21 protein-coding genes are annotated in these 24,010 nt (G+C 69.6%); 8 read left to right on the top strand and 13 right to left on the bottom strand.

The genetic code is table 11. The annotated features are described in order from the left end of the window. Positions 1-92: 92 nt before the first annotated feature. The 8 genes from ACZ48X_RS05805 to ACZ48X_RS05770 all read right to left on the bottom strand — a co-directional run bounded on the left by ACZ48X_RS05805 (position 93) and on the right by ACZ48X_RS05770 (position 8,930). Complete coding sequence (locus ACZ48X_RS05805) at positions 93-1,085, bottom strand: isocitrate/isopropylmalate dehydrogenase family protein (RefSeq protein ID WP_336350055.1); 993 nt, start codon at positions 1,083-1,085, stop codon at positions 93-95. Next, the gene (gene leuD, locus ACZ48X_RS05800) at positions 1,082-1,768 is read right to left on the bottom strand and encodes a 3-isopropylmalate dehydratase small subunit (protein ID WP_336350056.1); all 687 of its coding nucleotides are present in this window, start codon (positions 1,766-1,768) and stop codon (positions 1,082-1,084) included. The genes ACZ48X_RS05805 and leuD overlap by 4 nt, the downstream gene beginning before the upstream one ends. After that, positions 1,765-3,198 (bottom strand): 3-isopropylmalate dehydratase large subunit, encoded by a 1,434-nt coding sequence (leuC, locus tag ACZ48X_RS05795; protein ID WP_336350057.1) that lies wholly within the window; start codon positions 3,196-3,198, stop codon positions 1,765-1,767. Before leuC ends, leuD begins: the two co-directional genes overlap by 4 nt. Further along, positions 3,195-3,554 (bottom strand): hypothetical protein, encoded by a 360-nt coding sequence (locus ACZ48X_RS05790; RefSeq protein WP_336350058.1) that lies wholly within the window; start codon positions 3,552-3,554, stop codon positions 3,195-3,197. Before ACZ48X_RS05790 ends, leuC begins: the two co-directional genes overlap by 4 nt. A gap of 31 nt (positions 3,555-3,585) precedes the next feature. Continuing rightward, positions 3,586-4,638, bottom strand: a complete 1,053-nt coding sequence (gene ilvC / locus ACZ48X_RS05785) for a ketol-acid reductoisomerase (RefSeq protein ID WP_336350059.1) — start codon at positions 4,636-4,638, stop codon at positions 3,586-3,588. Further along, positions 4,635-5,387, bottom strand: coding sequence for an acetolactate synthase small subunit (gene ilvN / locus ACZ48X_RS05780; RefSeq protein ID WP_379762521.1), 753 nt, complete (start codon positions 5,385-5,387; stop codon positions 4,635-4,637). The genes ilvC and ilvN overlap by 4 nt, the downstream gene beginning before the upstream one ends. A 101-nt stretch (positions 5,388-5,488) precedes the next feature. Beyond that, complete coding sequence (ilvB, locus tag ACZ48X_RS05775) at positions 5,489-7,300, bottom strand: biosynthetic-type acetolactate synthase large subunit (RefSeq protein ID WP_336350060.1); 1,812 nt, start codon at positions 7,298-7,300, stop codon at positions 5,489-5,491. A gap of 424 nt (positions 7,301-7,724) precedes the next feature. Next, positions 7,725-8,930: a homocitrate synthase/isopropylmalate synthase family protein gene (locus ACZ48X_RS05770; protein WP_336351106.1), complete on the bottom strand. Its 1,206-nt coding sequence runs from the start codon at positions 8,928-8,930 to the stop codon at positions 7,725-7,727. Positions 8,931-9,372: 442 nt separating this feature from the next. Between ACZ48X_RS05770 and ACZ48X_RS05765 the strand changes: the two genes are divergently transcribed. Beyond that, positions 9,373-9,828 (top strand): ferritin-like domain-containing protein, encoded by a 456-nt coding sequence (locus ACZ48X_RS05765; RefSeq protein ID WP_336350061.1) that lies wholly within the window; start codon positions 9,373-9,375, stop codon positions 9,826-9,828. A gap of 78 nt (positions 9,829-9,906) precedes the next feature. Here the strand turns inward: ACZ48X_RS05765 and ACZ48X_RS05760 are convergent, their stop codons facing one another. Further along, positions 9,907-11,562, bottom strand: coding sequence for a cryptochrome/photolyase family protein (locus ACZ48X_RS05760; RefSeq protein ID WP_336350062.1), 1,656 nt, complete (start codon positions 11,560-11,562; stop codon positions 9,907-9,909). Positions 11,563-11,692: 130 nt separating this feature from the next. Here ACZ48X_RS05760 and ACZ48X_RS05755 point away from each other — a divergent pair, with 130 nt between their 5' ends. The 3 genes from ACZ48X_RS05755 (at position 11,693) to ACZ48X_RS05745 (ending at position 15,733) form a co-directional block, all read left to right on the top strand. Further along, complete coding sequence (locus ACZ48X_RS05755; protein WP_336350063.1) at positions 11,693-12,745, top strand: S66 family peptidase; 1,053 nt, start codon at positions 11,693-11,695, stop codon at positions 12,743-12,745. A 77-nt stretch (positions 12,746-12,822) separates the two neighbouring features. Beyond that, positions 12,823-14,160 (top strand): Trk system potassium transporter TrkA, encoded by a 1,338-nt coding sequence (gene trkA / locus ACZ48X_RS05750; protein ID WP_336350064.1) that lies wholly within the window; start codon positions 12,823-12,825, stop codon positions 14,158-14,160. 79 nt (positions 14,161-14,239) lie between these two features. After that, the gene (locus tag ACZ48X_RS05745) at positions 14,240-15,733 is read left to right on the top strand and encodes a TrkH family potassium uptake protein (RefSeq protein WP_336350065.1); all 1,494 of its coding nucleotides are present in this window, start codon (positions 14,240-14,242) and stop codon (positions 15,731-15,733) included. Positions 15,734-15,757: 24 nt separating this feature from the next. Here ACZ48X_RS05745 and ACZ48X_RS05740 read toward each other — a convergent pair whose 3' ends face one another. Then, entirely contained in the window at positions 15,758-16,210 is a 453-nt protein-coding gene (locus tag ACZ48X_RS05740) for an acyl-CoA thioesterase (RefSeq protein WP_336350066.1), read from the bottom strand. A 496-nt stretch (positions 16,211-16,706) separates the two neighbouring features. On the opposite strand from ACZ48X_RS05740, the gene ACZ48X_RS05735 reads away from it, so the two are divergent. Continuing rightward, on the top strand, positions 16,707-16,949 hold the full coding sequence (locus ACZ48X_RS05735; RefSeq protein WP_464379834.1) for a hypothetical protein: 243 nt from the start codon (positions 16,707-16,709) through the stop codon (positions 16,947-16,949). Here ACZ48X_RS05735 and ACZ48X_RS05730 read toward each other — a convergent pair. Both ACZ48X_RS05730 and ACZ48X_RS05725 read right to left on the bottom strand, forming a co-directional pair. Then, positions 16,946-18,130 carry a cystathionine gamma-synthase gene (locus ACZ48X_RS05730; protein WP_336350068.1) on the bottom strand — a complete coding sequence of 395 codons (1,185 nt, stop codon included), beginning with the start codon at positions 18,128-18,130 and terminating at the stop codon, positions 16,946-16,948. The two genes, ACZ48X_RS05735 and ACZ48X_RS05730, sit on opposite strands and share 4 nt — an antisense overlap. A gap of 51 nt (positions 18,131-18,181) precedes the next feature. Beyond that, a complete protein-coding gene (locus tag ACZ48X_RS05725) occupies positions 18,182-19,060 on the bottom strand; it encodes an SDR family NAD(P)-dependent oxidoreductase (protein WP_336350069.1) in 879 nt (292 codons plus the stop codon). 235 nt (positions 19,061-19,295) lie between these two features. On the opposite strand from ACZ48X_RS05725, the gene fen reads away from it, so the two are divergent. The 3 genes from fen (at position 19,296) to ACZ48X_RS05710 (ending at position 22,684) form a co-directional block, all read left to right on the top strand. Continuing rightward, positions 19,296-20,276, top strand: a complete 981-nt coding sequence (fen, locus tag ACZ48X_RS05720; RefSeq protein WP_336350070.1) for a flap endonuclease-1 — start codon at positions 19,296-19,298, stop codon at positions 20,274-20,276. A gap of 84 nt (positions 20,277-20,360) precedes the next feature. Further along, positions 20,361-20,825: a PH domain-containing protein gene (locus ACZ48X_RS05715; RefSeq protein WP_336350071.1), complete on the top strand. Its 465-nt coding sequence runs from the start codon at positions 20,361-20,363 to the stop codon at positions 20,823-20,825. A 2-nt stretch (positions 20,826-20,827) separates the two neighbouring features. Beyond that, on the top strand, positions 20,828-22,684 hold the full coding sequence (locus ACZ48X_RS05710; protein ID WP_336350072.1) for a PH domain-containing protein: 1,857 nt from the start codon (positions 20,828-20,830) through the stop codon (positions 22,682-22,684). Between the two features lie 143 nt (positions 22,685-22,827). Here ACZ48X_RS05710 and ACZ48X_RS05705 read toward each other — a convergent pair whose 3' ends face one another. Next, entirely contained in the window at positions 22,828-23,988 is a 1,161-nt protein-coding gene (locus tag ACZ48X_RS05705) for an ABC transporter ATP-binding protein (protein ID WP_336350073.1), read from the bottom strand. Positions 23,989-24,010: the final 22 nt, after the last annotated feature.

The raw sequence follows: 24,010 nt of genomic DNA, 5'->3' as shown, positions 1-24,010 counted from the left end.
GTGTCGTCCCGAACCTCGTTGGCTCCCGGGGGGAGCGTCCGACGGGGCGGTGTGGGGCGTCCGGAACCGTGCGCGTGTCGCGTTCGGGTCGCTTAGAGTTCGTCTAGGATGGCGTTCCCGACGTCGTCGGTGGTGGCGTCGCCGCCGAGGTCGGGCGTGCGCGGCCCGGCTTCGAGGACGGATTCGACGGCGTCGCGGACGCGCCCTGCTTCCTCGTCGTAGCCGAGGTGTTCGAGCAGCATCGCCGCTGAGAGCACGGTCGCGCTCGGGTTCGCGACGCCGTCGCCGGCGATGTCGGGCGCGCTCCCGTGTACGGGCTCGAAGAGCCCGTTCTCGCGGCCGACGTTCGCGCTCGGCAGCAGTCCGAGGCCGCCGACGAGGCCGGCGGCGAGGTCCGAGAGGACGTCGCCGGCGAGGTTCGGACAGACGACGACGCCGTAGTCGGTCGGGCGCTGCACGAGGTGCATCGCGAGCGCGTCCATGAGCGCCTCGTCGACCTCGCTCTCGTCGATATCGGGGTGTTCGCGGGCGACCTCGCGGCACCGGTCGAGGAATCGACCGTCGGTCTCGCGCATCACGTTCGCCTTGTGCGCGACCGTGACGTCGTCGTAGCCGTTCTCGACCGCGTAGTCGAACCCGAACTCGGCGATGTCCCGGGAGGCGTCGTCGGTGACGACCCGGGTGAGCGTCGACACGCCCTCGGTGATCTCGTCCTCGATACCCGCGTAGACGCCCTCGGTGTTCTCGCGGACGAACACGAGGTCCGTCTCCGGTTGGAGGGCGTCCACGCCCGGATACGCGCGCGCCGGGCGCACGTTCGCGAACGAACCCACTGCCTCGCGGAGCGGGAGCACGACGTCCGCGGCGGTGTCGCCCGCGGCTCCGAATATCGTCGCGTCAGCGTCAGCGACCGTCTCGTAGGTCGCGTCCGGGAGCGGGTCGCCGGTCTCCGCGGCGACCGCGTCGCCGGCGTTCGCGTGCACGAACTCGAAGTTCCCGACGGCGTCGAGGACGTCCACGGCGACCGGGACGACCTCCTGGCCGATGCCGTCGCCGGGGACGACCGCGATGCGGTCCGCGCTCACGCGTCCTCACCACTGGCGGCGTCGATGCGAGCGCGGGCGTTCGCGACGACGTCGTCGTCGACGTACGGGAGCGACTCGGCGGTGTCCGCGACCGCGCTCGCGTTGCTCGCCATGAGCGCGGTGGTGTCCCAGACGCCGTCGACGAGCGCCGTCCGCTGGGCGTCGTCGACGGTCACGTCCACGGTCGTCTCGCCGTACGTCACCGTCTCCGCGGCGACGTCCACGTCGATACTACCGTTCGGGTTCGCGTCCACCCAGTCCTGGAGGTCCTCGACGGTCGCCTCGTCCGCGGTGACCGTCGGGATGCCGAGCGCGAGGCAGTTCCCCGCGAAGATCTCCGCGAAGCTCTCGCCGACGAGCGCGTCGATACCCCACCGCATCAGCGCCTGGGGCGCGTGCTCGCGCGAGCTCCCGCAGCCGAAGTTCTTGTTCGTGACCATCACGCTCCCCGACCGGAACCGCTCCTCGTTCATCGGGTGCGCTTTCTCCTCGTCGTCGTCCGTGAACCGCTGGTCGAAGAACGCGAACTGCCCGAGGCCGTCGAACGTCACGACCTTCAGGAAGCGCGCGGGAATGATCTGGTCCGTGTCGATGTCGTTCCCGCGGATGGGGACGCCCGTCCCGGAGACGTGCTCGACGATCTCCGCCGGCCCGTCGCTCCCGTCGCTTTCGCCGCCGGTCATGCCTCGGTCACCTCCTCGGGGTCGACGCGGTCGACGTCGCGGACGTCAGTCACCTCGCCGTGGATGGCCGCGGCGGCGACCATCTGCGGGTTCATGAGGATCGTCTTCCCCTCTTTCGACCCCATGCGGCCGACGAAGTTCCGGTTCGACGAGCTCGCACAGGCTTCGTCGCCTTCCAGTTGGTCCTCGTTCATCCCGAGGCACATCGAGCAGCCGGCGTTCCGCCACTCGAAGCCGGCGTCGCGGAACACGTCCGCGAGCCCTTCCTCTTCGGCGGCCTTCTGGACGCGCTGGCTGCCGGGGACGACGAGCGCGCGGACGTCCTCGTGGACCTCGCGGCCCGCGACGACGCTCGCCGCTCTGCGGAGGTCCGGGAGTCGCGCGTTCGTACACGAGCCGAGGAACGTGACGTCGACCTCGTAGCCCTGCATGGTGTCGCCGGGCTCGACGTCCATGTGCTCCTGTGCGCGCCGCGCGGTGTCCTGCTTGTCCGCGGGCAGGTCCTCGGGCGCCGGGATGGGTTCGTCGACGCCGACGCCCTGTCCCGGGGTGGTGCCCCACGTCACCATCGGCGCGAGCGCGTCCCCGTCTATCTCCACGACGTCGTCGTACGTCGCGTCGTCCGCGGAGCGGATGGACTCCCAGTACGCTTTGAGGTCCTCGAAGTCCTCGCCATCCGGGACGCGGTCGCGGCCCTCCAGGAACTCGTACGTCGTCTCGTCGGGGTTCACGTAGCCGGCGCGAGCGCCGCCCTCGACGCTCATGTTGCAGATGCTCATCCGGCCCTCCATCCCGAGAGACTCGACGGCGGGCCCGCCGTACTCGTAGACGTACCCGACGCCGCCGTCCGTGCCGAGCTTGCGGATGATCTGGAGGATGACGTCCTTCGCCTCGACGCCGTCGCCGAGGTCCCCGGTGACTTCGATGCGGCGGACGTCCTGCTTCTCCATCGCGATACACCCGGTCGCGAGCACGTCCCGAATCTGGCTCGTCCCGATGCCGAACGCGAGCGCGCCGAACGCGCCGTGCGTGCTCGTGTGCGAGTCACCGCAGACGATGGTCTTCCCGGGCTGGGTGAGGCCCTGCTCGGGGCCGACGACGTGCACGATGCCCTGGTCGCCCGTGTCCGGATGCGAGAAGTCGATACCGGCCTCGCGGACGTTCGCCTCCAGTTCGGTCATCATCGTCTCCGCGGCGTCGTCGTCGAACGGCCGCGACTGGTCCGCGGTCGGGACGATGTGGTCGACCGTCGCGTGCGTCAACTCCGGATACGCGACCTCCATGTCGCGCTCCTCGAGCATCCCGAACGCCTGCGGGCTCGTCACCTCGTGCACGAGGTGCAGCCCCACGAACAGCTGGTCCTGGCCGGTCGGGAGCGTATCAACCCGGTGGCGTTCCCAGACCGCGTCGTAGAGCGTGCCCTCGCTCATTCTTCGTCGACGACGTCGGCCGTGTCGCCGACGCGCTCGAACATCCGGTTCCCGTGGCCCCCGTCCGGGGCCTCGTGCGATACGTCCTTCATCGGTGTCGCGTCGTCGTCGCGATCGTCCGCATCGCCGGCCGGAGCGTCGGCGTCCGCGTCTGCGTCGCCAGCAGCACCGTCGGCGTCCGCGTCCTCGGTCGGTGACGCCGCGTCGTCGACGGCGTCGCGTCGCCCGCCGTCGGCGACGATGGTGACGCCGTGCTCGAACACGGACCCCATCGACTCGTTCGTGTAGGGGTTCGTGTGGCTGACGTCGCGCATCGGGGTCGATTCGTCGTCGGTGTCTCGTCGGGTATCGGTCATTGAAATATGTCGTGTCGTGTGGGTTCCCGCGTCAGTCGTCCGCGGCAGCCGGCTCTGATTCCTGCTCGTCGCTCTCGTCGTCCTCGCTCCAGGAGAACAGCGCGCGGAGGTCCTCACCGACCGCCTCTATCTCGTGGTCCTCCTCGGCCTGCACGAGCTGGTCGAACTTCGGGCGGCCGGCCTGGTTCTCGAGGATCCACTCGCGAGCGAACTCGCCGTTCTGGACCTCCTCCAGGATCTCCTCCATGTTCTCGCGGACGTCCTCGTCGACCACGCGGTCGCCGCGCGTCAGGCCACCGTACTCCGCGGTGTAGCTCACGGAGTGCCACATCCCGCCGAGTCCGTCCTCGTACATCAGGTCGACGATGAGCTTGAGCTCGTTCAGGACCTCGAAGTACGCCATCTCCGGGCTGTATCCGGCGTCGACCATCGTCTCGAACCCTTGCTTGACGAGCGACGTGACGCCGCCACAGAGCACGGCTTGCTCGCCGAACAGGTCCGTCTCCGTCTCCTCGGCGAACGTCGTCTCGATGACGCCCGCTCGCGTGCACCCGATACCTTTCGCGTACGCCAGCGCTTCCTGTGCGGCTTCCCCGGTCGCGTCCTGGTAGACCGCGAGCAGGCCGGGCGTCCCCTCGTCGCGCTCGTAGTTCCGGCGCACGATGTGGCCGGGCGACTTCGGAGCGACGAGCGTCACGTCGACGTCCTCCGGCGGCCGGATCTGATTGTAGTGCACGTTGAACCCGTGCGCGAACTGGACCGTGTCGCCTTCGTCGAGCGCGGGCTCTATCTCCTCGAACACCGCGGGCTGGACGGTGTCCGGAACGAGGATACTCACCACGTCCGCTTGCGCCGCGGCCTCGCGCGGCGTCGCCACGTCCAGGCCGTCCTCTTCGGCGACCGGCCACGAGTCCGAGGACTCGCGGAGGCCGACCACGACGTCGAACCCGCTCTCGTGGAGGTTCAGCGCGTGCGCGTGCCCCTGGCTCCCGTACCCGAGTACCGCGACCGTCTTCGATTGGAGGTACGATTCGTCAGCGTCGTCGTCGTAGTACACCGTCGTACTGAAATCGTCGTCTGTCATGCTTGCTCCGTGGTTGCGTCGTCCGCCGTTCCGTCTTTCGGTTCGCCGTCGTCGCTCGCGTCGGCGCCGTCGACGGGTTCGCCGCCGTCGGTGGCTGCCGCCGCCGCCTCCGTCTGTCCGGTCGTCTCCGTCGGTGGCGTCCCGGCCGTGCTGTCCGTGCCCCGGGCCTGCGCGGCCGTTCCCGTCCGCGTTATCTCGCGGACGCCGAACTGGCCGAGCGTGTCGATCGCGCCCTCGATCTTCTGTCTGGAGCCCGTGACCTCGACGGTCACCGTCTCCCGGGACGCGTCGACCGTCCGCGCGTCGTACATGTCCGCGACCGCGGCGACCTCGCTCGGGTCCGCCGCGTCGACCTTGATGATCGCGAGCTCTCGACGCACCGCGTCGGGGTCGAGCTCGCGCACCGAGATGACGGGGATGAGCTTCCGCAGTTGCTTCTCGACCTGGTCGATGCCCGGGTCGGGCTCCTCGACGACGACCGTGATGCGCGCGCGCTCCGGGTCGTCCGTCGCACCGACGGTCAGGCTCTCGATGTTGAACTGGCGGCGACTGAAGAGGCTCGACACCTCCGACAGCACGCCGGGCTCGTGCGCGACGAGCACGCTGATGACCGCGCGCCGCGGCTCGCGCTCCGCCTCGACCTCCGGGTCGACGCGGATGCCTTGCTTGTTACGCCGGCCCTGCGGGCGCGGGCGCTCGTCGGGCGTCGGCCCGGCGAGCCCCTCGCGCTGGTGGTCGGCGCGCGCCATCGGCACCATGTCGTCGTGGTTCGTCGGCGTCGGCGTCGTCCCGTCGTCGCTCGCCGTCGCCGGGTCGGTCGATTCCTCGTCCGCTGTCGTCTCGTCGTCGCTCATAACTGATCAGCCTCCAGCGCGAACTGGCCGTTGTCGCCGCCGCTCGGAACCATCGGGTAGACGTTCTCGCCGGGGTCGACGTGGAAGTCGACGACCGCCGGGCCGTCGTACGCGATGGATTCCTCGACGGCGTCGGCGACCTCGTCGTAGTCGTCGACCGTGATGCCCTTCGCGCCGAACCCTTCGGCGAGCGTCGCGAAGTCCGGGCACCAGCCGTACTCGCTGGCGGCGTGCCGGCCGTCGAAGAACGCGTCCTGCCACTGGCGGACCATCCCGATGTACTCGTTGTTCAGGACCGCGACCGTGACGTCGAGGTTCTCGCGGACCGCGACCGCGAGCTCCTGCATCGTCATCAGGAACGACCCGTCGCCTTCGAACGAGACGACGGCCGCGTCCTCCTTCCCTTCCGCGTCGGCGGCGATGCGCGCGCCGATGGCGGCGGGCAGCCCGTACCCCATCGTGCCGAGGCCGTGACTGGAGACCCAGGTACGGGGTTCGGTGTACGTCCAGTACTGCGCCGCCCACATCTGGTGCTGGCCGACGCCGGTCGTGACGATGGCGTCGTCGCTCGTCGCGGCGTCGTACGCCTCGACGACGAACTGCGGTTTCAGGGGTTCGTCGGCGGGCGCGGCGTACTCCATCGGGTACTCGGACTGCCACTGCTTGCAGGTGGCGCGCCACTTCGTCGCCGACGGCTGCTCGTCCATCGCCGCGTCGAGTTGCGTGAGGACGGTCGCCGCGTCACCGATGAGCGGATGGTCGGCCTCGACGTTCTTGCTTATCTCCGCGGGGTCGATGTCGATGTGGACGACCTCGGCGTCGGGCGCGAACGTCTCGATACCGCCCGTCAGTCGGTCGTCGAACCGACAGCCGACCGCGACGAGGCAGTCGGTGTGCGTGAGCGCCATGTTCGCGTACCCCGTGCCGTGCATGCCGCCCATCTCGAGGCTCAGCTCGTGGTCCTCGGGGAACGACCCGAGCGCCGGCATCGTCGTGACGACCGGGATCTCGTAGTCCTTCGCGAACGCGCGGGCCTCTTCGGTCGCTTCGCCTTTGATGACGCCACCGCCGATGAGGAGCACGGGTTCGTTCGAGTCCTCGATGGTGCGCGCGGCGTCCTGCACCGCGTCCGCGGGGGCGCGCTCCTGGACGTGGTACGTGTCCGGGGGCGTCGCCGGCCCGGGCTCGCGGTCGGTCTCGCCCTGCGTGACGTCCTTCGGGAGGTCGACGAGCGTCGGCCCCGGTCGGCCGGTGCTCGCGAGCGCGAACGCCTCGCCGACGTCGTCGCCGACGCGGTCCGAGTTCGCCGCGAACGTGTTGTCCTTCGTGATGGGCGCGGTGACGCCGGTGGTGTCCGTCTCCTGGAACGCGTCGTTCCCGACGAACTCCGTCGGGACCTGGCCGGTGAGCGCGACCATCGGGTCGCTGTCCATGTTCGCGTCCGCGATGCCGGTGACGAGGTTCGTCGCCCCCGGCCCGGAGGTCGCGAGGCACACGCCGGGCGTCCCGGCGACGATACCGTACGCGTCCGCGGCGTGCGCCGCGGCCTGCTCGTGCGCCATCATGTAGTGCGTCAACTCCGAGTCGAACACCGCGTCGTAGACGGGCATGATCGCGCCGCCCTGGACGCCGAAGCAGTGCTCGACGCCGGCGTTCTCGAGCGACCGGACGACGGACTGCGCGCCCGTCGTCACCGGCGTCCGCGCGGGCGCGTCGTCGGCGGCGTGCTCGTCGCTCGCCGTGGAGGTCGCGTCGTCGGTCGCCGGCTCGGCGTCCGCCTCGGCGGCGGCCTTCGCGCGTTCGCTCACGCGCAACACCCCCGGCTGCGTGGTGTCGGCGCCGAACGGTCACGTGACTCGGCAATCCCAGTGGTGGCTGTCGAATATCGGTGCGTCGCTAACTGTGTGCGTCGTGCGTGTGTGGTGTGTGCTGCGGGCATCTGTCGTCGTGCTGTCGAACGGACTCGGTGGTGATGGTCGAACGATACGCGGGGTCGAAGGAGAGGGATGTGAGGGGCTAGTACGCCCCTACAATACCGATGGTCCGTACGACGGCACCGCCGCTCCCGGCGAGGAGCGTGCCCGCGGTCGCGACGGTCGACTGCATGTACCTCCCGCTGAAGGCGACCGGCCGTATAGCTCTTGCGGGCCGTGCAATCGTTACCGCTGTGACGGCTCGCGCGGCCGCGACACGGCCAGCTCGCGGGGGGTGCTGTCGAACGGACCGAGGTCCTCACGCGCGGACCTCCTCGTGGTCCTCTTCGCTGACGCCGACCTCGCGCGCGAACGCCTCGACGTCCTGCATCGTCACGCGCTCGTCGTCGGCGCCCTTGTCCTTCACGCGCCGCGTCACGGCGCGTACCTCCTCGTCGGTCGGCTCGAACCCGGCGTCGGTCAAGCGCTCGCGGACGCTGTGCGCGCCCGTGTGCTTGCCCATCACGAGCTCACGCGTCGCGCCGACCATCGCGGGCGTCATCACGCCCGGCTCGAACGTGTCCGAGTTCTCGATGACGCCGGCCGCGTGGATACCGGACTCGTGACTGAACGCGTTCGCGCCAGTCACCGGCTTGTTCCCCGGGACGTCCATCCCGGACTTCGCCTCGACGAGCTTCGAGAGCGCCGTGATCTCGGTCGTGTCGATACCGGTGTCGACCTGGTAGAGCGACTCCAGCGCCATCACGTACTCCTCGTACGCGGCGTTCCCGGCGCGCTCCCCGATGGAGTTCACCGACACCTGCGCCTGGTCCGCGCCCGCTTCGATGCCAGCGAGCGCGTTCGCGGTTGCGAGCCCGAAGTCGTCGTGCGTGTGCACGTCGATGTTCGCCGTCGTGTGCGCGTCCACGACCTCGATGAGGTCGGCGAAGCGCGTCGGCGTCGCCACCCCGCACGTGTCGGGGATGTTGATCCAGTCGACGCCGGCGTCGGTCACGGCCTCGACCATCTCGACGAGGTAGTCCTCGTCCGTTCGCGTCGCGTCCATCGGGGAGAACATCACGGTCGTCCCCGATTCGGCGACTCGCTCCACGGCCTCGACGGAGCGCTTCTTGACGTCCGCGCGCGTCGAGTGCATGGAGTCCTCGATCTGGACGTCGCTCGTGCTCGCGAACACGTGGACCATGTCCACGTCGGCGTCCAGTGCGGCTTCGACGTCCTTGTCCACGACGCGCGCCAGTCCACACGTCGTCGCCGTCGTGGACTTGGCGATGTCGCGGACGGCCTCGAACTCCGCGTCGGAGTTCACGGGGAACCCGGCCTCGATGACGTGGGTGCCCATGTCGTCGAGCGCCGCTGCTATCTCGCGCTTGTCTTCGTAGCTGAATGAAGTCCGCGGACTCTGTTCACCGTCGCGCAGCGTCGTGTCGAAGACGCGCGCGGCGTCGATTTCAGTCGTAGCGTCCAAAGTGCCCTTGAAGAACTCGATCGCCCTGACTGGTGTCAGAGCGGGACGTGTCGTTGGATGACATCGTACTCCGTCCCAGGGGGAAGGTGGTATTAAAGCGTTCCGCCCAGACAGTTCTTGCCGGCCCCCGCCCCGTGGGCGACCATGGTCGGACGCCACGAAACCGCAGGACGGCGGCGTGTGAATACTCCTTAAACATCCTTGGACACTGCCATGTGGTATGGTGTCGAACCGCGTTTGAACTATCGTGACGTACTTTCCTGCGAGCACAGAACTTGACAACGAACAGAATCGGTGCTGGCGCGCGCCACGAGCCCCGTCGGTTGTCAACCTCGACGCGCTCGAAGTCCACTATTGGTGACAGATAGGGTATCGGAGCATGGCCGGCAACCGCCTGCGTCGCGCTTGCACGCGGCGCACGAACCGGCACCACACGTGTCATGGACGAGTCGTTAAGGGGGATGCGACCCTACCATGAAGTATGGCAGATCAAGAAGTCGTTCGACTCCTCAAGAAGGCGTACCAGGACGAGATCGAGACCGTGATGAACTACCAGACGAACGCCATCGTCCTCGACGGCGTACGCGCCGAGGAGATCAAGGAGAGCCTCCAGACCGACGTGCAGGAGGAGCTCATGCACTCCCAGCAGCTCGGCGAGCGCCTGAAGCAACTCGACGAAGCGCCGCCCGGGAGCGTCGAGTTCGAGGCGAACCAGCACAGCCTCCAGCCGCCCGAGGACTCCACGGACGTCCTCTCGGTCATCGAGGGCGTTCTCGAAGCCGAGGAGGACGCCATCGCGACGTACCGCGCGCTCATCGACGCCGCCGAGGAGGCCGACGACCCCGTCACCGAGGACCTCGCCGTGACGCTCCTCGCCGACGAGGAAGCCCACCGGAGCGAGTTCCGCGGGTTCCGCAAGGAGTACAAGCAGGACTGACGTCGCGGCCGTCCCAGCATCGCCCCTCGATTCTCCGGTTTTTCGACGCTCGACCCCGCAGTCGCGACTGTGGCCGACTCAGAGGTCGCCGCTCGCACCGAGTTCGCGTATCTCGCTCGCGCGCTCGCGGACCGCCGCCAGGTCGTCGTTCTCGCGTTTCCGGTCGACGTGCGAGTACACGAGCCCCATCCGGTGGTTCGACCGCAGGCGGTCCTCGTGTTCGGCGAGGAAGTCCCAGTAGAGCGCGTTGAACGGGCACGCGTCCTCGCCCACCGTCTCGTCTGGGTCGTACGCGCAGTTCGCGCAGTGGTCGCTCATCTTCCCGACGTAGTTCGCCGAGGAGACGTACGGTTTCGTCGAGAGCGCGGGACTGGCGAACGTGCCCATCCCGACGACGTTCGGCGTCGTCACCCAGTGGTAGGCGTCGACGAACCCGAGGTGGAACCACCGGTTCAGTTCCTGGGGGTCCGCGCCGTACGTCGTCGCGAAGTTCGAGAGGAGCATCAGGCGCTCGATGTGGTGCGCGTACCCGCGTTCGCGGACGTGCCCGACTGCCGACGCCATGCACGCCATGTCGGTGTCGCCCGACCAGTACAGCTCGGGGAGGTCCTCGGTCGCGTCGAGCTCGTTCGCCTCGGTCATCTCCGGCATCCGGTGCCGGTAGACGTGCCGGACGAACTCGCGCCACCCCAGGAGCTGGCGGACGAACCCCTCGACGCTCGCGACGTCGACCGCGGGCGCATCCGGGTCCTCGTAGGCGTCGACGGCGGCGTCGATGCACTCGCGCGAGGACAGCAGCCCGAGGTTGACGGCGGGCGAGAGCAGCGAGTGGTTCAGGTGCCAGGAGCGCTCGACCATCGCGTCCTGGTACGGGCCGAACGCGGGCAGGCGCTCGCTCACGAACGCGGCCAGTTCCGCGAGCGCGCCCTCGCGCGTCACGGGCCAGCGGAACGGCGCGAGGCCGGCGCCGTCACCGGGCGTCTCTCCCTCCCCCTCCTCTCCGTCGACGATGACGTCGCCGTCGTCGACGTTCGGCCACGTCTCGAACTCCTGGGCGACCCAGTCCGCGACCTCGCGGACGACCGGGTCGTCGCGGACGCCGTGGTCGGGCGGCTCCGGGAACGTCTCTTCTGGCCGGGGGAACTCGCGGTTCTCGTCGTCGAAGTTCCACTCGCCGCCGACGGGGTCGCCGTCGTCGACGAGGACGCCGGTGCGCTCGCGCATCCACCGGTAGAACGTCTCGTGGCGGAACGACTCCGGCATCTCGCCGTCGTCGCCTCCCGCCCAGTCGTCGAACTCGCTGGGCGAGCACAGGAACGTCTCGTTCTCGCGGACGAGCAGGCGCGCGCTCGGGTCGGCGGTTGCGTCCGCGATGTCGTCCTCGGCGACCGCGTCGCGAGCCGTCGAGAACGTCTCCACGAGCGCCTCGCCCGACCCGTGGCTCGCGGACCGCATCGTCGCCAGGTCCTCGTCGGGGTGCTCGCGGAGGTACTCGCGGAATCCGGTCTCGAAGGAGTCGACGCGGTGGTAGTCGACGTCGAACCCGCGGTCGCGGAGGCGGTCCCGGAAGTGCCGCATCGCGGCGAACACGAGCACGAGCTTGTGCGGGTGGTAGCGCTTCCGGCGCGCGAACCCGCTCGATTCGACGAGGACGACCCGGTCCTCGCCGGGTGTCGCGTCCGCGAGCGGCCCCACCTGCGTCGTCAGCTGGTCGCCGAGGACGAGCACGTTCATGCCTCGCCGTTGGCACGCTGGGGTGTTATCCTGCGGGCCGACGCTGTTCGGTACGAGGACCCGGCCGCCGTTTGTGGATATCTCGCACGGCGAGGTAATGTTTAAAGAACGTGCGGACGACGGCTCGCGTATGCCCGACTTCGTCACCCCGCCGCCGGTCGAGCGCGGCGACCAGGTCGCCGTCGTCGCCCCAGCGTCGACGAACCCAGAATCAGCGAGTCACGTCTACGAACTCGGCCTCCAGCGGATGCGCGACGTCTTCGACCTCGAACCCGTCGAGTACCCGACCGCGACCGCCGACCCCGAGTGGCTCGCCGAGAACCCCGAGGCGCGCGCCGAGGACGTCATGGACGCGTTCCGCGACCCCGACGTCTCGGCGGTCGTCGCGAACATCGGCGGCCACGACCAGATACGCGTCCTCCCGCACATCGACCCGGACGTCCTCGGCGACAACCCGACGCGGTTCTACGGCTGGTCCGACAACACGAACCTCCACACCGTCCTCTGGAACCAGGGCGTGGTGTCGTACTACGGCGGGTCGACGCTCACCGAGTACGCGATGGACGGCGAGCTGTTCGACTACACCCGCGAGTACCTCGGTCGCGCGCTCTTCGAGGACAGCATCGGGGCGTGGACCGAAGCGGACGTCTTCACGGACGAATCCGGCGACTGGGAGGATCCAGAGGGAATCGAGACGCCCCGCGAGACGGAGGCGAGCGACGGCCGCGTCTGGCGCGGCGGCGACGACGCCGTCTCCGGACGAATCTGGGGTGGGTGCTACGAGGTGCTCGTCGAGCAGTTCCTCGCCGACCGGTACGTCCCCGACGACGACGCGCTCGACGGTGCCGTCCTCGCGCTCGAGACGAGCGAACTGATCCCCGACCCGGACGTCGTCCGCGCGAACCTGCGCGCGCTCGGCGAACGCGGCCTCCTCGCGCGCTTCGACGGCGTCCTCGTCGGCCGCCCCGCCGCCCGCAGCCACCTCGAGGACAACCCGCCCGAGTGGCGCGCCGACTACCGCGACCGCCAACGGGACGCCATCACCGACGTCTTCGAGCGGTACAACCCCGACGCCCCCGTCGTGTTCGACTGCGAGTTCGGCCACACCTACCCGACGTGCCCCATCCCCATCGGCGGCGAGGTCGAACTCGACCCCGCGAGCGAGACGATTCGGTTCCCCTAGGCGGGAACGCCTTTTTGTTCAGGTAGCCGTAGGAGGCACCAGATGAACGAGACCACGCTCGCGTCGCGGGTGATGGCGTGCGGATAGTCGTCGTCGGTGCCGGCGAGGTCGGGTCGAACATCGCCGCGAGCCTCTCGGCCGACCACGACGTCGTCGTCGTCGAACGCGACCCGGCGACCGTCGAGGAACTCACGTACTCGATGGACATCCTCGCGCTCGAAGGCGACGGGGCGTCCCGCGAGACGCTCCGCGAGGCCGGCGTCGAGGACGCGGACCTGCTCGTCGCGAGCACCGACAGCGACGAGACGAACCTCGTCGTCTGCGGGACCGCGAAGACGCTCGGCGACCCGCTCACGATCGCTCGCGTCCGCAACATCGAACTCCTCGACACCTGGCAGGCGTCCCAGGGCGCGTTCGACGTGGACGTCATGGTGTCGACCGACCTCCTCACCGCGCAGGACATCGTTCGCGTCATCGGCGTCCCGGGGGCGCTCGACGTCGACCCGTTCGCGAGCGGGCTCGTGCAGGTCGCGGAGTTCCAGGTGCCCGCGGAGAGCGACGTCGCCGGGCGGACGGTCGCGGACGCCGACCGGTTCGAGTCGCTGACGTTCGCCGCGGTCGTTCACGACGGCGAGGTCAGCATCCCGCGCGGCGACACCGTCCTCGAAGCCGGTGACAAGGTCGTCGTCATCGGGACGCCAGCGGGCGTGCAGGCGTTCTCGGGGACGGTCGCGCCCGACCAGACGCTCGACGAGGCCGACGACTTCGTCATCGTCGGCGGGAGCGCCGTCGGCGCGCACGTCGCACGCCTCCTCGCGGAGCGCGGCGTGCAGCCACGACTCGTCGAACGCGACCCCGAGCGCGCTCGCGAACTCGCCGAGGAGCTCCCGGGCGCGCTCGTCATGGAGCACGACGCGACGGACGTCGACTTCCTCGTCGCCGAGGGCCTCGACCGCGCGGACGCGCTCGTCGCGGCGACCGACAGCGACGAGAAGAACCTCCTCGTCGCGCTGCTCGCGCGGAACGTCGGCGTGAAGCGCACGGTCGCGGTCGTCGAGGACGGCGAGTACGCGCACCTCTTCGAGGCCGTCGGCGTCGACGTCGCCGTGAACCCGCGTCGCGCGACGGCCGAGGAGATCGTGCGGTTCACGCAGGAGGGCCGTGTCGAGAACCTCTCGCTCATCGAGGGGCGCGAGGCGGAGGTCGTCGAGTTCGAGGTGGACGCGGGCAGCGTCCTCACCGGTCGCCCGATACGCGAGAGCGTCGGCGACCTCCCCGACGGCGTGGTCGTGGGCGCGATCACGCGCGACCACGAGTTCGTCGTCCCGCGCGGCGAGACCGAGATCCGCGCGGGCGACCACGTCGTCCTGTTCGTCGCCGCGGACGCGCTCGAGGACGTCATGACGCTCGCATGAACGCGGTTCGTGTCCGGTGTGACGCTCCCAAGAACGCGGCGCGAGCGCGCCCGGGCACTCGAACGAGCGTGATGCGTCGATGAGGGTTCGCGTCGATTGGCGCGTCAGCGTGAGTCTCGTCGGCACCATCCTCAAGTGGCTCTGGGTGCCGCTTTCGGGCCCGCTCGCGCTCGCGGTCATCGACGGGAGCGCGCTCGCACCGTTCGTCCTCACGATGGCCGCGACCGTCGTCGGCGGCGTCGCGCTGGAGTCGCTCGCGGACGAGCGCAACCTCCGCGGCCGCGAGGCGTTCCTCATGGTGTCGCTCACGTGGCTCGCGGTCGCGGTCGTCGGCGCCATCCCGTTCGTCCTCGCCGGACAGGGGACGCTCGCGTCACCGACGAACGCGCTCTTCGAGGCGACCAGCGGCATCACGACCACGGGCGCGACCGTCGTCGTCGACTTCGAGACGCACTCGCGCGCCATCCACCTCTGGCGCGCGGTCCTCCAGTGGCTCGGCGGCCTCGGCATCCTCGTCCTCGCGACCGCCGTCCTCAGCCAGCTCGGCGTCGGGGGCGCGCACCTCATGGAGACGGAGACGCAGACGCGCGACGTCAACAAGCTCACGCCCCGGATCTCCGAGACCGCGCGCCTCCTCTACCGGCTCTACATCGGCCTCACCGCGCTCATGGTCCTCGTCCTCATGACGCTACGCTGGCTCGGGCACGCGCCCGAGATGACGCTGTTCGACGCGGTGAGTCACGCGTTCACCGCCGTGTCGACGAGCGGGTTCTCGCCGCGCGGCGAGAGCCTCGCCGCGTTCTCCCCAGCCGTCCAGTGGGCGACCATCCCGTTCATGGCGCTCGGCGCGACCAGCTTCGTCCTCATGTACTTCGTCCTCCAGGGTGACTTCGCTCGACTCCGCGAGAGCGACGAGTTCCGGTTCTACGTCGGCCTGCTCGCGTTCTTCGCCGCGACCGTCGCCGGCGTCCTCGCGCTCGACGGGACGTTCGCGACCACGGAAGCGACCGTCCGGCACGCGGTCTTTCAGGTGGTCTCGATACTGACGACGACGGGGTACGCGAGCGCGGACTTCAACCTCTGGTCGCCCGCCGCCAAGCACGTCCTGTTCGTGTCGATGTTCGTCGGCGGCATGGCCGGGTCGACGACGTGCTCCATCAAGGCGCTCCGGTGGCTCGTCGTCCTGAAGGCGTTCCGCCGGGACCTGTTCACGGCCGCGCACCCGAGCGTCGTCCGCCCCGTCCGCCTCAGCGGGAGCGTCGTCGACGAGAAGACCATCCGCGACATCTACGCGTACACGCTCGTCAGCCTCGTGTTCTTCATCCTCGCCACGGTCTACGTCGTCGTCGACGCATCCCGCGTCGGCCTCGACGTCACCGAGTTCGAAGCGATGAGCGCCGCCGCCGCGACGTTCTTCAACGTCGGCCCCGCGTTCGGCATCGCCGGCCCGCTCGAATCCTACGCGCCGTTCCCGCGGTCGACGAAGCTCGCGATGGTGTTCCTTATGTGGATCGGCCGCATCGAGATCGTGCCCGTGCTCGTCCTCCTCACGCCCTCGTACTGGCGGACCTGACGCCCTCGGTTCGTCCCGGGGCGCTCAGTTCCCGCCGTTCCCGTTGTCGCCCTCCAGAGCCTCCTGCCGGAGGCGCTCGCCCTGGTCGGACTCGACCGTGAGCTTCGGGACCTCCGCGGGGTCGCGGTCCTCGTCTATCGCGACGAACACCATGTACGACTCCGTCGTCAACTCGGTCTCGCCGGTGCGGAGGTTCTCGCGGAACACCTTCACGCGCACCTTCACGCTCGTCTTCCCGGCGTCGTACACGTACGCTTCGACGAGCGCCGCGTCGCCCTGCGGGATGGGCGCGCGGAAGTTCGTCTGGTCCATGCGCGCGGTCACGCACTGATGGCCCGCGAACCGCATCGCGCTCATCGCCCCGACCTCGTCCATCCACATCATCACGTTCCCCCCGTGCGCGGTCTCCAGGATGTTCGCGTCGTTCGGATTCACGATGTGGCGATTCCGGATGTGCGTGTCCATGAGCGTCGGCATACGTAGCACCGAGACGCGGCCGCGGTTTCAGGGTGTCGGGACCCATCACCAGTGCGTGACGACCACACGCGAACACCCAGCAAGCCCCGACGCGCTCGCGGCCGCTCGCTCGCTGTGCTCCTCGGCTCGCTCCGCTCACCTGCGGTGCTTACGTCCCGAGCGACCGCGAGCGCGCCGCCCCTTGCAGTCCCACCCGACGCACCGCGGCCGCGACCGCACCGCGCCCTGCCCTCCCCCTGCTCGCAGCACGCGCCAGCGGCGCGCGCTGCTCGCGGCCCGGTGGCTCGTCGAATCGAGCGTTCGACTGACGACTGGCGCGCGGGCCGTCGGCCGCGCCGTCCGTGGGCGGCGCGGCCGAAGACCGCGTGCGAGGGACGAGCGCGCCGGCGACCGGCGGGAGCCGGTTCGCGAGTCGGCTGGGGAGGACGAGGCTGCGGTGCGGTCGCTGTCGCGGTGCAGTACTCATCTGGTTTCGGCTACAGGAGCGGTCGCGTCGGTGGCGTCGGCGGTCGCGTCGGTGGCGTCGGCGGTCGCGTCGGTGGCGTCGGCGGTCGCGTCGGTGGCGTCGGCGGTCGCGTCGGTGGTGTCGGCGGTCGCGTCGGTGGTGTCGGCGGTCGTGTCGGTGGTGTCGGCGGTCGCGTCGGTGGTGTCGGCGGTCGCGTCGGTGGTGTCGGCGGTCGCGTCGGTGGTGGGTCCCGTCGATTCTCCCCGGGAGAAATCCGTAAGTCGGTCGACTTAGTCGAGCGCGTACTCCATGGCTTGCTGGAGGTCGGCTTTGAGGTCTTCGACGTGCTCGATGCCGACGCTCGCGCGAACGAGGCCGTCGGTCAACCCGGCTTCGAGGCGCTCCTCTCGGGGAATCGCGGCGTGGGTCATCGGCGCGGGCTGCTCGATGAGGCTCTCGACGCCACCGAGGCTCTCCGCGAGCGTGAACACCTGCGTCGCGCTCACGAACTCGCTCGTCTCCGCGAGCGACGCGTCCAGTTCGAAGCTCAGCATCCCGCCGAAGTCGTCCATCTGCTTCGCGGCGACGTCGTGACCGGGATGCGATTCGAGGCCGGGATAGTACACCTCGTCGACGTGGTCGTGGTCGTGGAGCCACGCGGCGAGGTCGCGCGCGTTCTCGCAGTGGCGGTCCATCCGCACCGGGAGCGACTTGGTGCCGCGGAGGACGAGGAAGCAGTCGAACGGCCCGGGGGTCGCGCCGACGGAGTTCTGGTAGAACCCGAACTGCTCGTCGAGTTCCTCGTCGTCGGTGACGAGCGCGCCGCCGACGACGTCCGAGTGGCCGCCGAGGTACTTCGTGAGCGAGTGGCTCACGATGTCCGCGCCGTGTTCGAGGGGGCGCTGGAGGTACGGCGTCGCGAACGTGTTGTCGATCGCGCAGAGCGCGTCGTGGTCGTGCGCGACGTCCGACGCTGCTTCGATGTCGACGATACTCATCAGGGGGTTCGTCGGCGACTCCAACCACAGCAACTCGGTGTTGTCCTGCATCGCCGCAGCGATCTCGTCGACGTCGGTCATGTCGACGAACGTGAACTCGACGTCGTACTTCTCGTACACCTGCGTGAAGATGCGGTGCGTGCCACCGTAGACGTCCTCGCCGGTGACGACGTGGTCGCCCGATTCGAGGAGGTTCAGGACGGTGTTGATGGCGCCCATCCCCGAGGAGAACGCGCGCCCGTACTCGCCGCCTTCGAGGCTCGCGAGGTTGTTCTCGAGGTCCGTCCGCGTCGGGTTACCCGTCCGCGAGTACTCGTACCCGCGGTGCTCGCCGGGCGCGTCCTGCTTGTACGTCGAGTTCGCGTGGATTGGCGTCATCAGCGCGCCCGTCTCCTCGTCAGGCGCTTGGCCCGCGTGGATGCTCCGCGTCTCGAACCGGAACGCGTCCGCGTCACCGTCCGCTGGGTCGTCGGTCATGAGAGACGCGTCGCGCGCCCCGCAGGTACCTCTTGCGTTCCGGGAGCGCGGTCAGGCGTCCGCCGCGGTGGCGTCGTCCTCGACGCCCTCCGCGACCGCCTGGTCCCCGGAATCGGGCGCGTCCCGCTCGTCGTCGCTCGCCGCAGTTCCGTCCGGGGCCGCAGGGGACGGTGGCTCGTCGAGGAACCGGCGCGTGCTGCGCGTCACGACGAACGGGAACAGTTCGGCGAACCGGATGCCGAGTCGCGTCTTCAGGTCGGCGTACACGACGGGTTTCGTCGACTCCACCTTTCGCGCGAGCTTCCGGCCGACGACCGCGGGGTCCTCCATCATCGACTCGGGGTACCCGAGTTCGAGCGCGCTCTCGGTGCGCGCGAGCGACGGCTGCATCACGGAACACGAGACCGCCTCGTTCTGTAATTCGAGGCGGAGCGAGTGCGTGAACGACTCCAGGGCGCCCTTCGTCGCCCCGTACCCGGTCAGGCCGGGGTTCCCGACGCGACCGACGCCCGAGCTCACGAGGTGGATTCGACCGTCGCCGCGCTCGCGCATCCCGGGCAGGACCGCGTGCACGAGCCTGATCGCGCCGAAGACGTTCACCTCGAACTCCTCGCGGGTGTCCGCGAGCGACCGGTCCCGCATCAGGCCGAAGTTGAAGATGCCGGCGTTGTGCACGAGGACGTCGACGCGCTCCCAGGCGTCGAGGACGTCCGCGACGGTGGTGTCGACGGCGTCGTCGCTCGTCACGTCGCACTCGTAGACGCGGAGTTGCTGGCCGTACTGCTCGCCGAGCGCGCCGAGGTTCGCGGTGTCGACGTCGAGCGCCGCGACCCGGTAGCCGTCCGCGAGCAGGGTCTCGAGCATCCCGTGCCCGATGCCCGCGTTCGCGCCCGAGAGGACGACCACGCGGCCCGCAGTGGTGGCGGTCATGATGCGGGAGGTACGCGCCCTCGGAGCATCACAGTGCCGCTCGTTCTCGTGACGAGAGTTCTCACCTGTCGAGAAATGAGGTTTACACTAGACGTAAACCCTCGCGCACGGAACCGGCCGGGGACCACCGACGGCGCGACCGAAGCCCGGCGCAGCCACGCCACCGACCGACCGACGCCAGCACGAGCCCGGAACCCCGGCCTCTTTGTCCCCCGCCACGTACGGCATCTCGACAATGGGGAACGCAGACCTGCGGGACCTCGCGACCATCGAGGAGGTCCCCTGGAGCGAGGTCGAGCCGGGCGTCGTCGCCGTGGACGCGCACAACTGGCTGTACCGGTACCTGACGACGACCGTGCGGTTCACGAACGAGTCCGTGTACACCACCGCGGCGGGCGACGAGGTCGCGAACCTCGTCGGTATCGTCCAGGGACTGCCGAAGTTCTTCGAGCACGACCTCACGCCCGTGTTCGTGTTCGACGGCGGCCCCAGCGAGTTGAAAGCGGACGAGATCGCGGAGCGCCGCGAGCAACGCGAGCAGCTCGAGGACCAGCTCGAGGATGCGCGCGAGGAAGGCGACGCGGCCGAGGTGGCGCGCCTCGACTCGGCGACGCAGCGACTCACGGACGTCATCCAGGAGACGAGCCGCGAACTCCTCTCCCTCCTCGACGTCCCCGTGATAGAGGCGCCCGCGGAGGGCGAGGCGCAGGCGGCGCACATGGCGGCGCGCGGCGACGTCGAGTACGTCGGCACCGAGGACTACGACGCGCTCCTGTTCGGCGCGCCCGTCACGCTCCGCCAGCTCACGAGCAAGGGCAACCCCGAGCGCATGGACCTCGAAGCGACCCTCCGCGACCTCGACCTCACGCGCGAACAGCTCGTCGACGTCGCCATCCTCTGCGGCACCGACTTCAACGACGGCGTCCGCGGCTACGGCCCGAAGACCGCCCTGAAAGCCGTCCGCGAGCACGGCGACCTCTGGGCGGTCATGGAGCACGAGGACGTCGTCGTCGAGAACGCCGACCTCGTCCGCCAGCTGTTCTTCGACCCGGACGTCACGAGCGACTACGCGTTCGACACGACCATCACGCCGGACGTCGACGCCGCGCGAGCGTACGTCACCGACGAGTGGGAGGTCCCCGGCGACGAGGTCGCGCGCGGCTTCGAACGCATCGAGGACGCACTCACGCAGACCGGGCTCGACGACTGGACCTGACCGCGAGACCGGGGACGCGACCCGGTCGCGCAGACCGCCCGCGAGGCACGCGTTTTCAAGTCCCTCCGGCGTGACGCCCGACGTATGGAGACGCTACACGAGCGCGTCCGCCTGCAGTGGTCGCTGCGCGCGCTCATCCTCGCCGCCGTCCTCGCCGCGCTCGCGTACGGCGCCACCGTCCTGCTCGACTGGCTGCCGCAGGTCCCGCTCGTCGTCGGCGCGTTCACCGTCGTCGCCGTCCTCGGCGTCGCACACGCGTTCGCGCACTACCGCCGCTGGCGGTTCGACCTCGAATCGGACGCGCTGTACCTCGTCCGCGGCGTCGTCACGCACGTCGACACCGCCGTCCCGTACGTGCGCGTCCAGCACGTCGACACCCAGCGCACGCCGCTGGACCGCGCACTCGGCATCTCCAGGGTCGTCGTCTACACCGCCGGGTCGCGGGGCGCCGACGTCACCATCCCCGGCCTCACCGTCGAACGCGCACGCACCCTCCGGAACGAACTCCGCGAACTCGCCGTCGACGCCGAACCCGACGACGCCGTCTAGCCATGTCGATGGAACGCCTCCACCCGCTCTCGGCGGTCATCCGCGTGCTCTCCTACGGCGTGAACGGGTTCCTCATCCCGACGTTCCTCGCGTTCGTCGGCGGGAACTTCCTCCCGGACCTCATCGGCGTCCAGGTGCCCGCGACCGACCTCCTCGTCGTCCTCGCACCGCTCGGGCTCGCGATCGGTGGGACGTACGGCTACCTCACGTACCGTCGGTTCTCCTACGAGCTCACGCCGGACACGTTCGACGTCGCGCAGGGCGTCATCGGCCGGACGGAACGCGAGATCCCCATCCGACGCATCCAGAACGTCGACGTCCAACAGAACGTCCTGCACCAGTTGTTCGACGTCGCGGTCGTCCGCATCGAGACCGCCGGCGGCGGGGCGACCGAAGCCACGCTCTCGGTCGTCGACATCGACGAAGCGCGCGCCATCCAGCGCGGCATCCGCGAACGCCGCGCGCGCCTCCGAGAATCCAACGGCGCGAACGCCACCGCGGCGACGACCGACGCGACCGAGACCAACGCGGCGACGACCGACGCGGACGCGACCGCTCCGGGGACGACCGACGCCGACGCCACCGGTGCGGACCCGGTCGTCGACGAACCGGGCGCGACCGGGGACGGGACGTCGACAGGCAGGCGCGAGGACGCACTCGACCGCGAGGGCGAGCACGACGACGCGCTCGCGCACGGCGCCGAGGACTGGAACGACCCCGCGGGCGTCTGGACCGACGAGGAGGACTACGACCGACTGCTCGCGCTCAAGTTCGCGGACCTCCTCGTGCTCGCCGCGACGAACTTCCAACTCGGGTCGCTCCTGTTCGTCCTCGTCGGGTTCCCGCTCGCCGGCGACGTCGCGACGAACGTCCTGCTCGCCGCCGCCGAACCGTTCGGCGGCCCCGCGAGCCTCGACCCGGACGTGATGACGCCCGACCAGTACTTCGTCCTCGGCGGCGTCGCCGGCCCGCTCGTCCTCGTCGGCGGGTACGTCCTCTCCGCGGCGCTCGCCGTCCTCGAGTACTACGAGTTCGAACTCGGTCGCCGCGGGAACGACCTCGTCTACGAGCGCGGCCTCCTCCAGCGGTACTCCGGGTCGATACCGACCGACAAGATACAGACGCTCACCGTCCGCGAGACCGCGCCGATGCGCTGGCTCGGGTACGCCGCGCTCGACGTCGAGACCGCCGGCTACGCCGGTGGCGGCGGGAACGCCGGCACGCAGGCCGCGGTCCCGGTCGCCGCGCGCGACCGCGTCCTCGACCTCGCAGGCGACCTCTTCGACTACGACGACCCCGAACTGGAGCGCCCGCCCAAGCGCGCCCGCGAACGCTACGCGGTCCGGTACTCGCTCGTCGTCCTCGCCGCCGTCGCCGTCGCGTACGGCGCCGCACAGCTCTACCCGTCGTTCACGCTCTGGTTCGTGCCCGCGGTCGCCCTCCTCGCCGTCCCACCGGCAGCGCACCTCAAGTGGACGCACCGCGGGTACGCTGTCCGCGACGACCACGTCGTCGTCCGCACCGGCTTCTGGCGGCGCCGCACGCACGTCGTCCCCTACTATCGCCTCCAGACCGTCGTCGGGACCGCGACCGTCTTCCAGCGCCGCCGTCGCCTCGCGTCGCTCGTCGCCGACACCGCCAGCTCCGCGACGCTCTCACGGTCCTCGCCGACCGCGCACGACCTCGACGCCGACGACGTCGACCGCCTCCAGCGCGAACTCAGAGACCGCCTCCAATCGCACCTCGACGGCGACCACGACCCCGCAAGCCCCGACGACGACGCAGGAGGCGACGGCGACGACAACCGCGGTACCGACGGCCATGGCGGCCACGGCGGACCGACGCCGACGTCCGACTGACCCCTCGCTCGCGCACGAGCACCACGACACGCTCCCTGACGCGAACGACACGCTCCCTGACGCGAACGACACGCTCCTCGACGCGACCGAACCGACGGCAGAAGAGACGCCGCGACCGAGGCAGAAGGGACGCCGCGACCGAGTCAGACGCGCTTGCCGAGCGTCTCGACCTGTTCGAGCGACCGGTTCTTCACCGACTCGCCGGACTTCGCGTCGAACAGGTGCACGGCCTCCTCCGGGATGTGGGCCGTCACCGGCTGCCCGGCCTCGACCTGCTGCATCCCGCCGACCGTGACGACGAACGTCTCGTCGTCCTCGTCGGGCTCCCCGCCCGTGTCGAACGTGAGGTAGACGTTGTTCTCGTCACCCATCGGCTCGACGACGTCCACGACCGTCTCGAAGTCGTGCTCGCCAGTCGCGCCGTCGGTCGACAACGTCACGTCCTCCGGGCGGATACCCAACTCGAGGGTCGTGCGGTCACCGATCTCCTGGAGCGTCTCGTCGCTCACCGGGTACGTGAAGTCCGCCGCCCGGAGCTGGTTGCCCTGGACCTCCACGTCGAAGAAGTTCATCGACGGGTCGCCGATGAACCCCGCGACGAACTCGTTCGCCGGCTCGTGATAGCACTCCAGGGGCGTCCCCGCCTGCTGGAGGCGGCCGTCGTCGAGCACCGCGATGCGGTCGCTCATCGTCATCGCCTCCGTCTGGTCGTGGGTCACGTACACCGTCGTCACGCCGAGGTCCTCCTGGATGCGCTGGAGCTCCGTCCGCATCTTCGACCGGAGCTTCGCGTCCAGGTTCGACAACGGCTCGTCCATCAGGAACACCGCCGGGTCGCGGACGATCGCGCGACCGAGCGCGACGCGCTGCTGCTGGCCGCCCGAGAGCTCGCGGGGCTTCCGACCGAGTAACTCCTCGATACCCATCATCTCCGCCGCCGACGACACGCGCTCGTCGATCTCGTCGTCGCCCATCGACGTGGACTCCTCCAGCCCGAACGCCATGTTCTCCCGCACCGTCATGTGCGGGTAGAGCGCGTACGACTGGAACACCATCGCGATGTCGCGCTCCTTGGGCTCCTTGTCGTTCATGACCTCACCACCCAGCCGGATCTCGCCGTCCGTGATGGTCTCGAGGCCAGCGATCATCCGCAGGGTCGTGGACTTCCCACACCCCGACGGACCGACGAGCACGAGGAACTCACCGTCGCGGATGTCGACCGACACGTCGTCGACCGCCACGATGTGATTCCCGTCGTCCTCGACGAACACCTTGCTAACGTTATCGAGCGTCAGTTCTGCCATACGTAATCACTCCTGTCGTTCA

Source organism: Halorubellus litoreus (genome assembly GCF_055378595.1).
Note: the sequence above shows the minus strand (reverse complement) of the source record. Positions and strands in the feature narration are given on the sequence as shown.

Coding starts and splice junctions, on each gene's coding strand:
- leuD (WP_336350056.1), bottom strand. CDS start 1,768: ATGACCGGCGGCGAAAGCGACGGGAGCGACGGGCCGGCGGAGATCGTC.
- leuC (WP_336350057.1), bottom strand. CDS start 3,198: ATGAGCGAGGGCACGCTCTACGACGCGGTCTGGGAACGCCACCGGGTT.
- ACZ48X_RS05790 (WP_336350058.1), bottom strand. CDS start 3,554: ATGACCGATACCCGACGAGACACCGACGACGAATCGACCCCGATGCGC.
- ilvC (WP_336350059.1), bottom strand. CDS start 4,638: ATGACAGACGACGATTTCAGTACGACGGTGTACTACGACGACGACGCT.
- ilvN (WP_379762521.1), bottom strand. CDS start 5,387: ATGGCGCGCGCCGACCACCAGCGCGAGGGGCTCGCCGGGCCGACGCCC.
- ACZ48X_RS05765 (WP_336350061.1), top strand. CDS start 9,373: ATGGCAGATCAAGAAGTCGTTCGACTCCTCAAGAAGGCGTACCAGGAC.
- ACZ48X_RS05760 (WP_336350062.1), bottom strand. CDS start 11,562: ATGAACGTGCTCGTCCTCGGCGACCAGCTGACGACGCAGGTGGGGCCG.
- ACZ48X_RS05755 (WP_336350063.1), top strand. CDS start 11,693: ATGCCCGACTTCGTCACCCCGCCGCCGGTCGAGCGCGGCGACCAGGTC.
- ACZ48X_RS05745 (WP_336350065.1), top strand. CDS start 14,240: ATGAGGGTTCGCGTCGATTGGCGCGTCAGCGTGAGTCTCGTCGGCACC.
- ACZ48X_RS05740 (WP_336350066.1), bottom strand. CDS start 16,210: ATGCCGACGCTCATGGACACGCACATCCGGAATCGCCACATCGTGAAT.
- ACZ48X_RS05730 (WP_336350068.1), bottom strand. CDS start 18,130: ATGACCGACGACCCAGCGGACGGTGACGCGGACGCGTTCCGGTTCGAG.
- ACZ48X_RS05725 (WP_336350069.1), bottom strand. CDS start 19,060: ATGACCGCCACCACTGCGGGCCGCGTGGTCGTCCTCTCGGGCGCGAAC.
- fen (WP_336350070.1), top strand. CDS start 19,296: ATGGGGAACGCAGACCTGCGGGACCTCGCGACCATCGAGGAGGTCCCC.
- ACZ48X_RS05715 (WP_336350071.1), top strand. CDS start 20,361: ATGGAGACGCTACACGAGCGCGTCCGCCTGCAGTGGTCGCTGCGCGCG.
- ACZ48X_RS05710 (WP_336350072.1), top strand. CDS start 20,828: ATGTCGATGGAACGCCTCCACCCGCTCTCGGCGGTCATCCGCGTGCTC.
- ACZ48X_RS05705 (WP_336350073.1), bottom strand. CDS start 23,988: ATGGCAGAACTGACGCTCGATAACGTTAGCAAGGTGTTCGTCGAGGAC.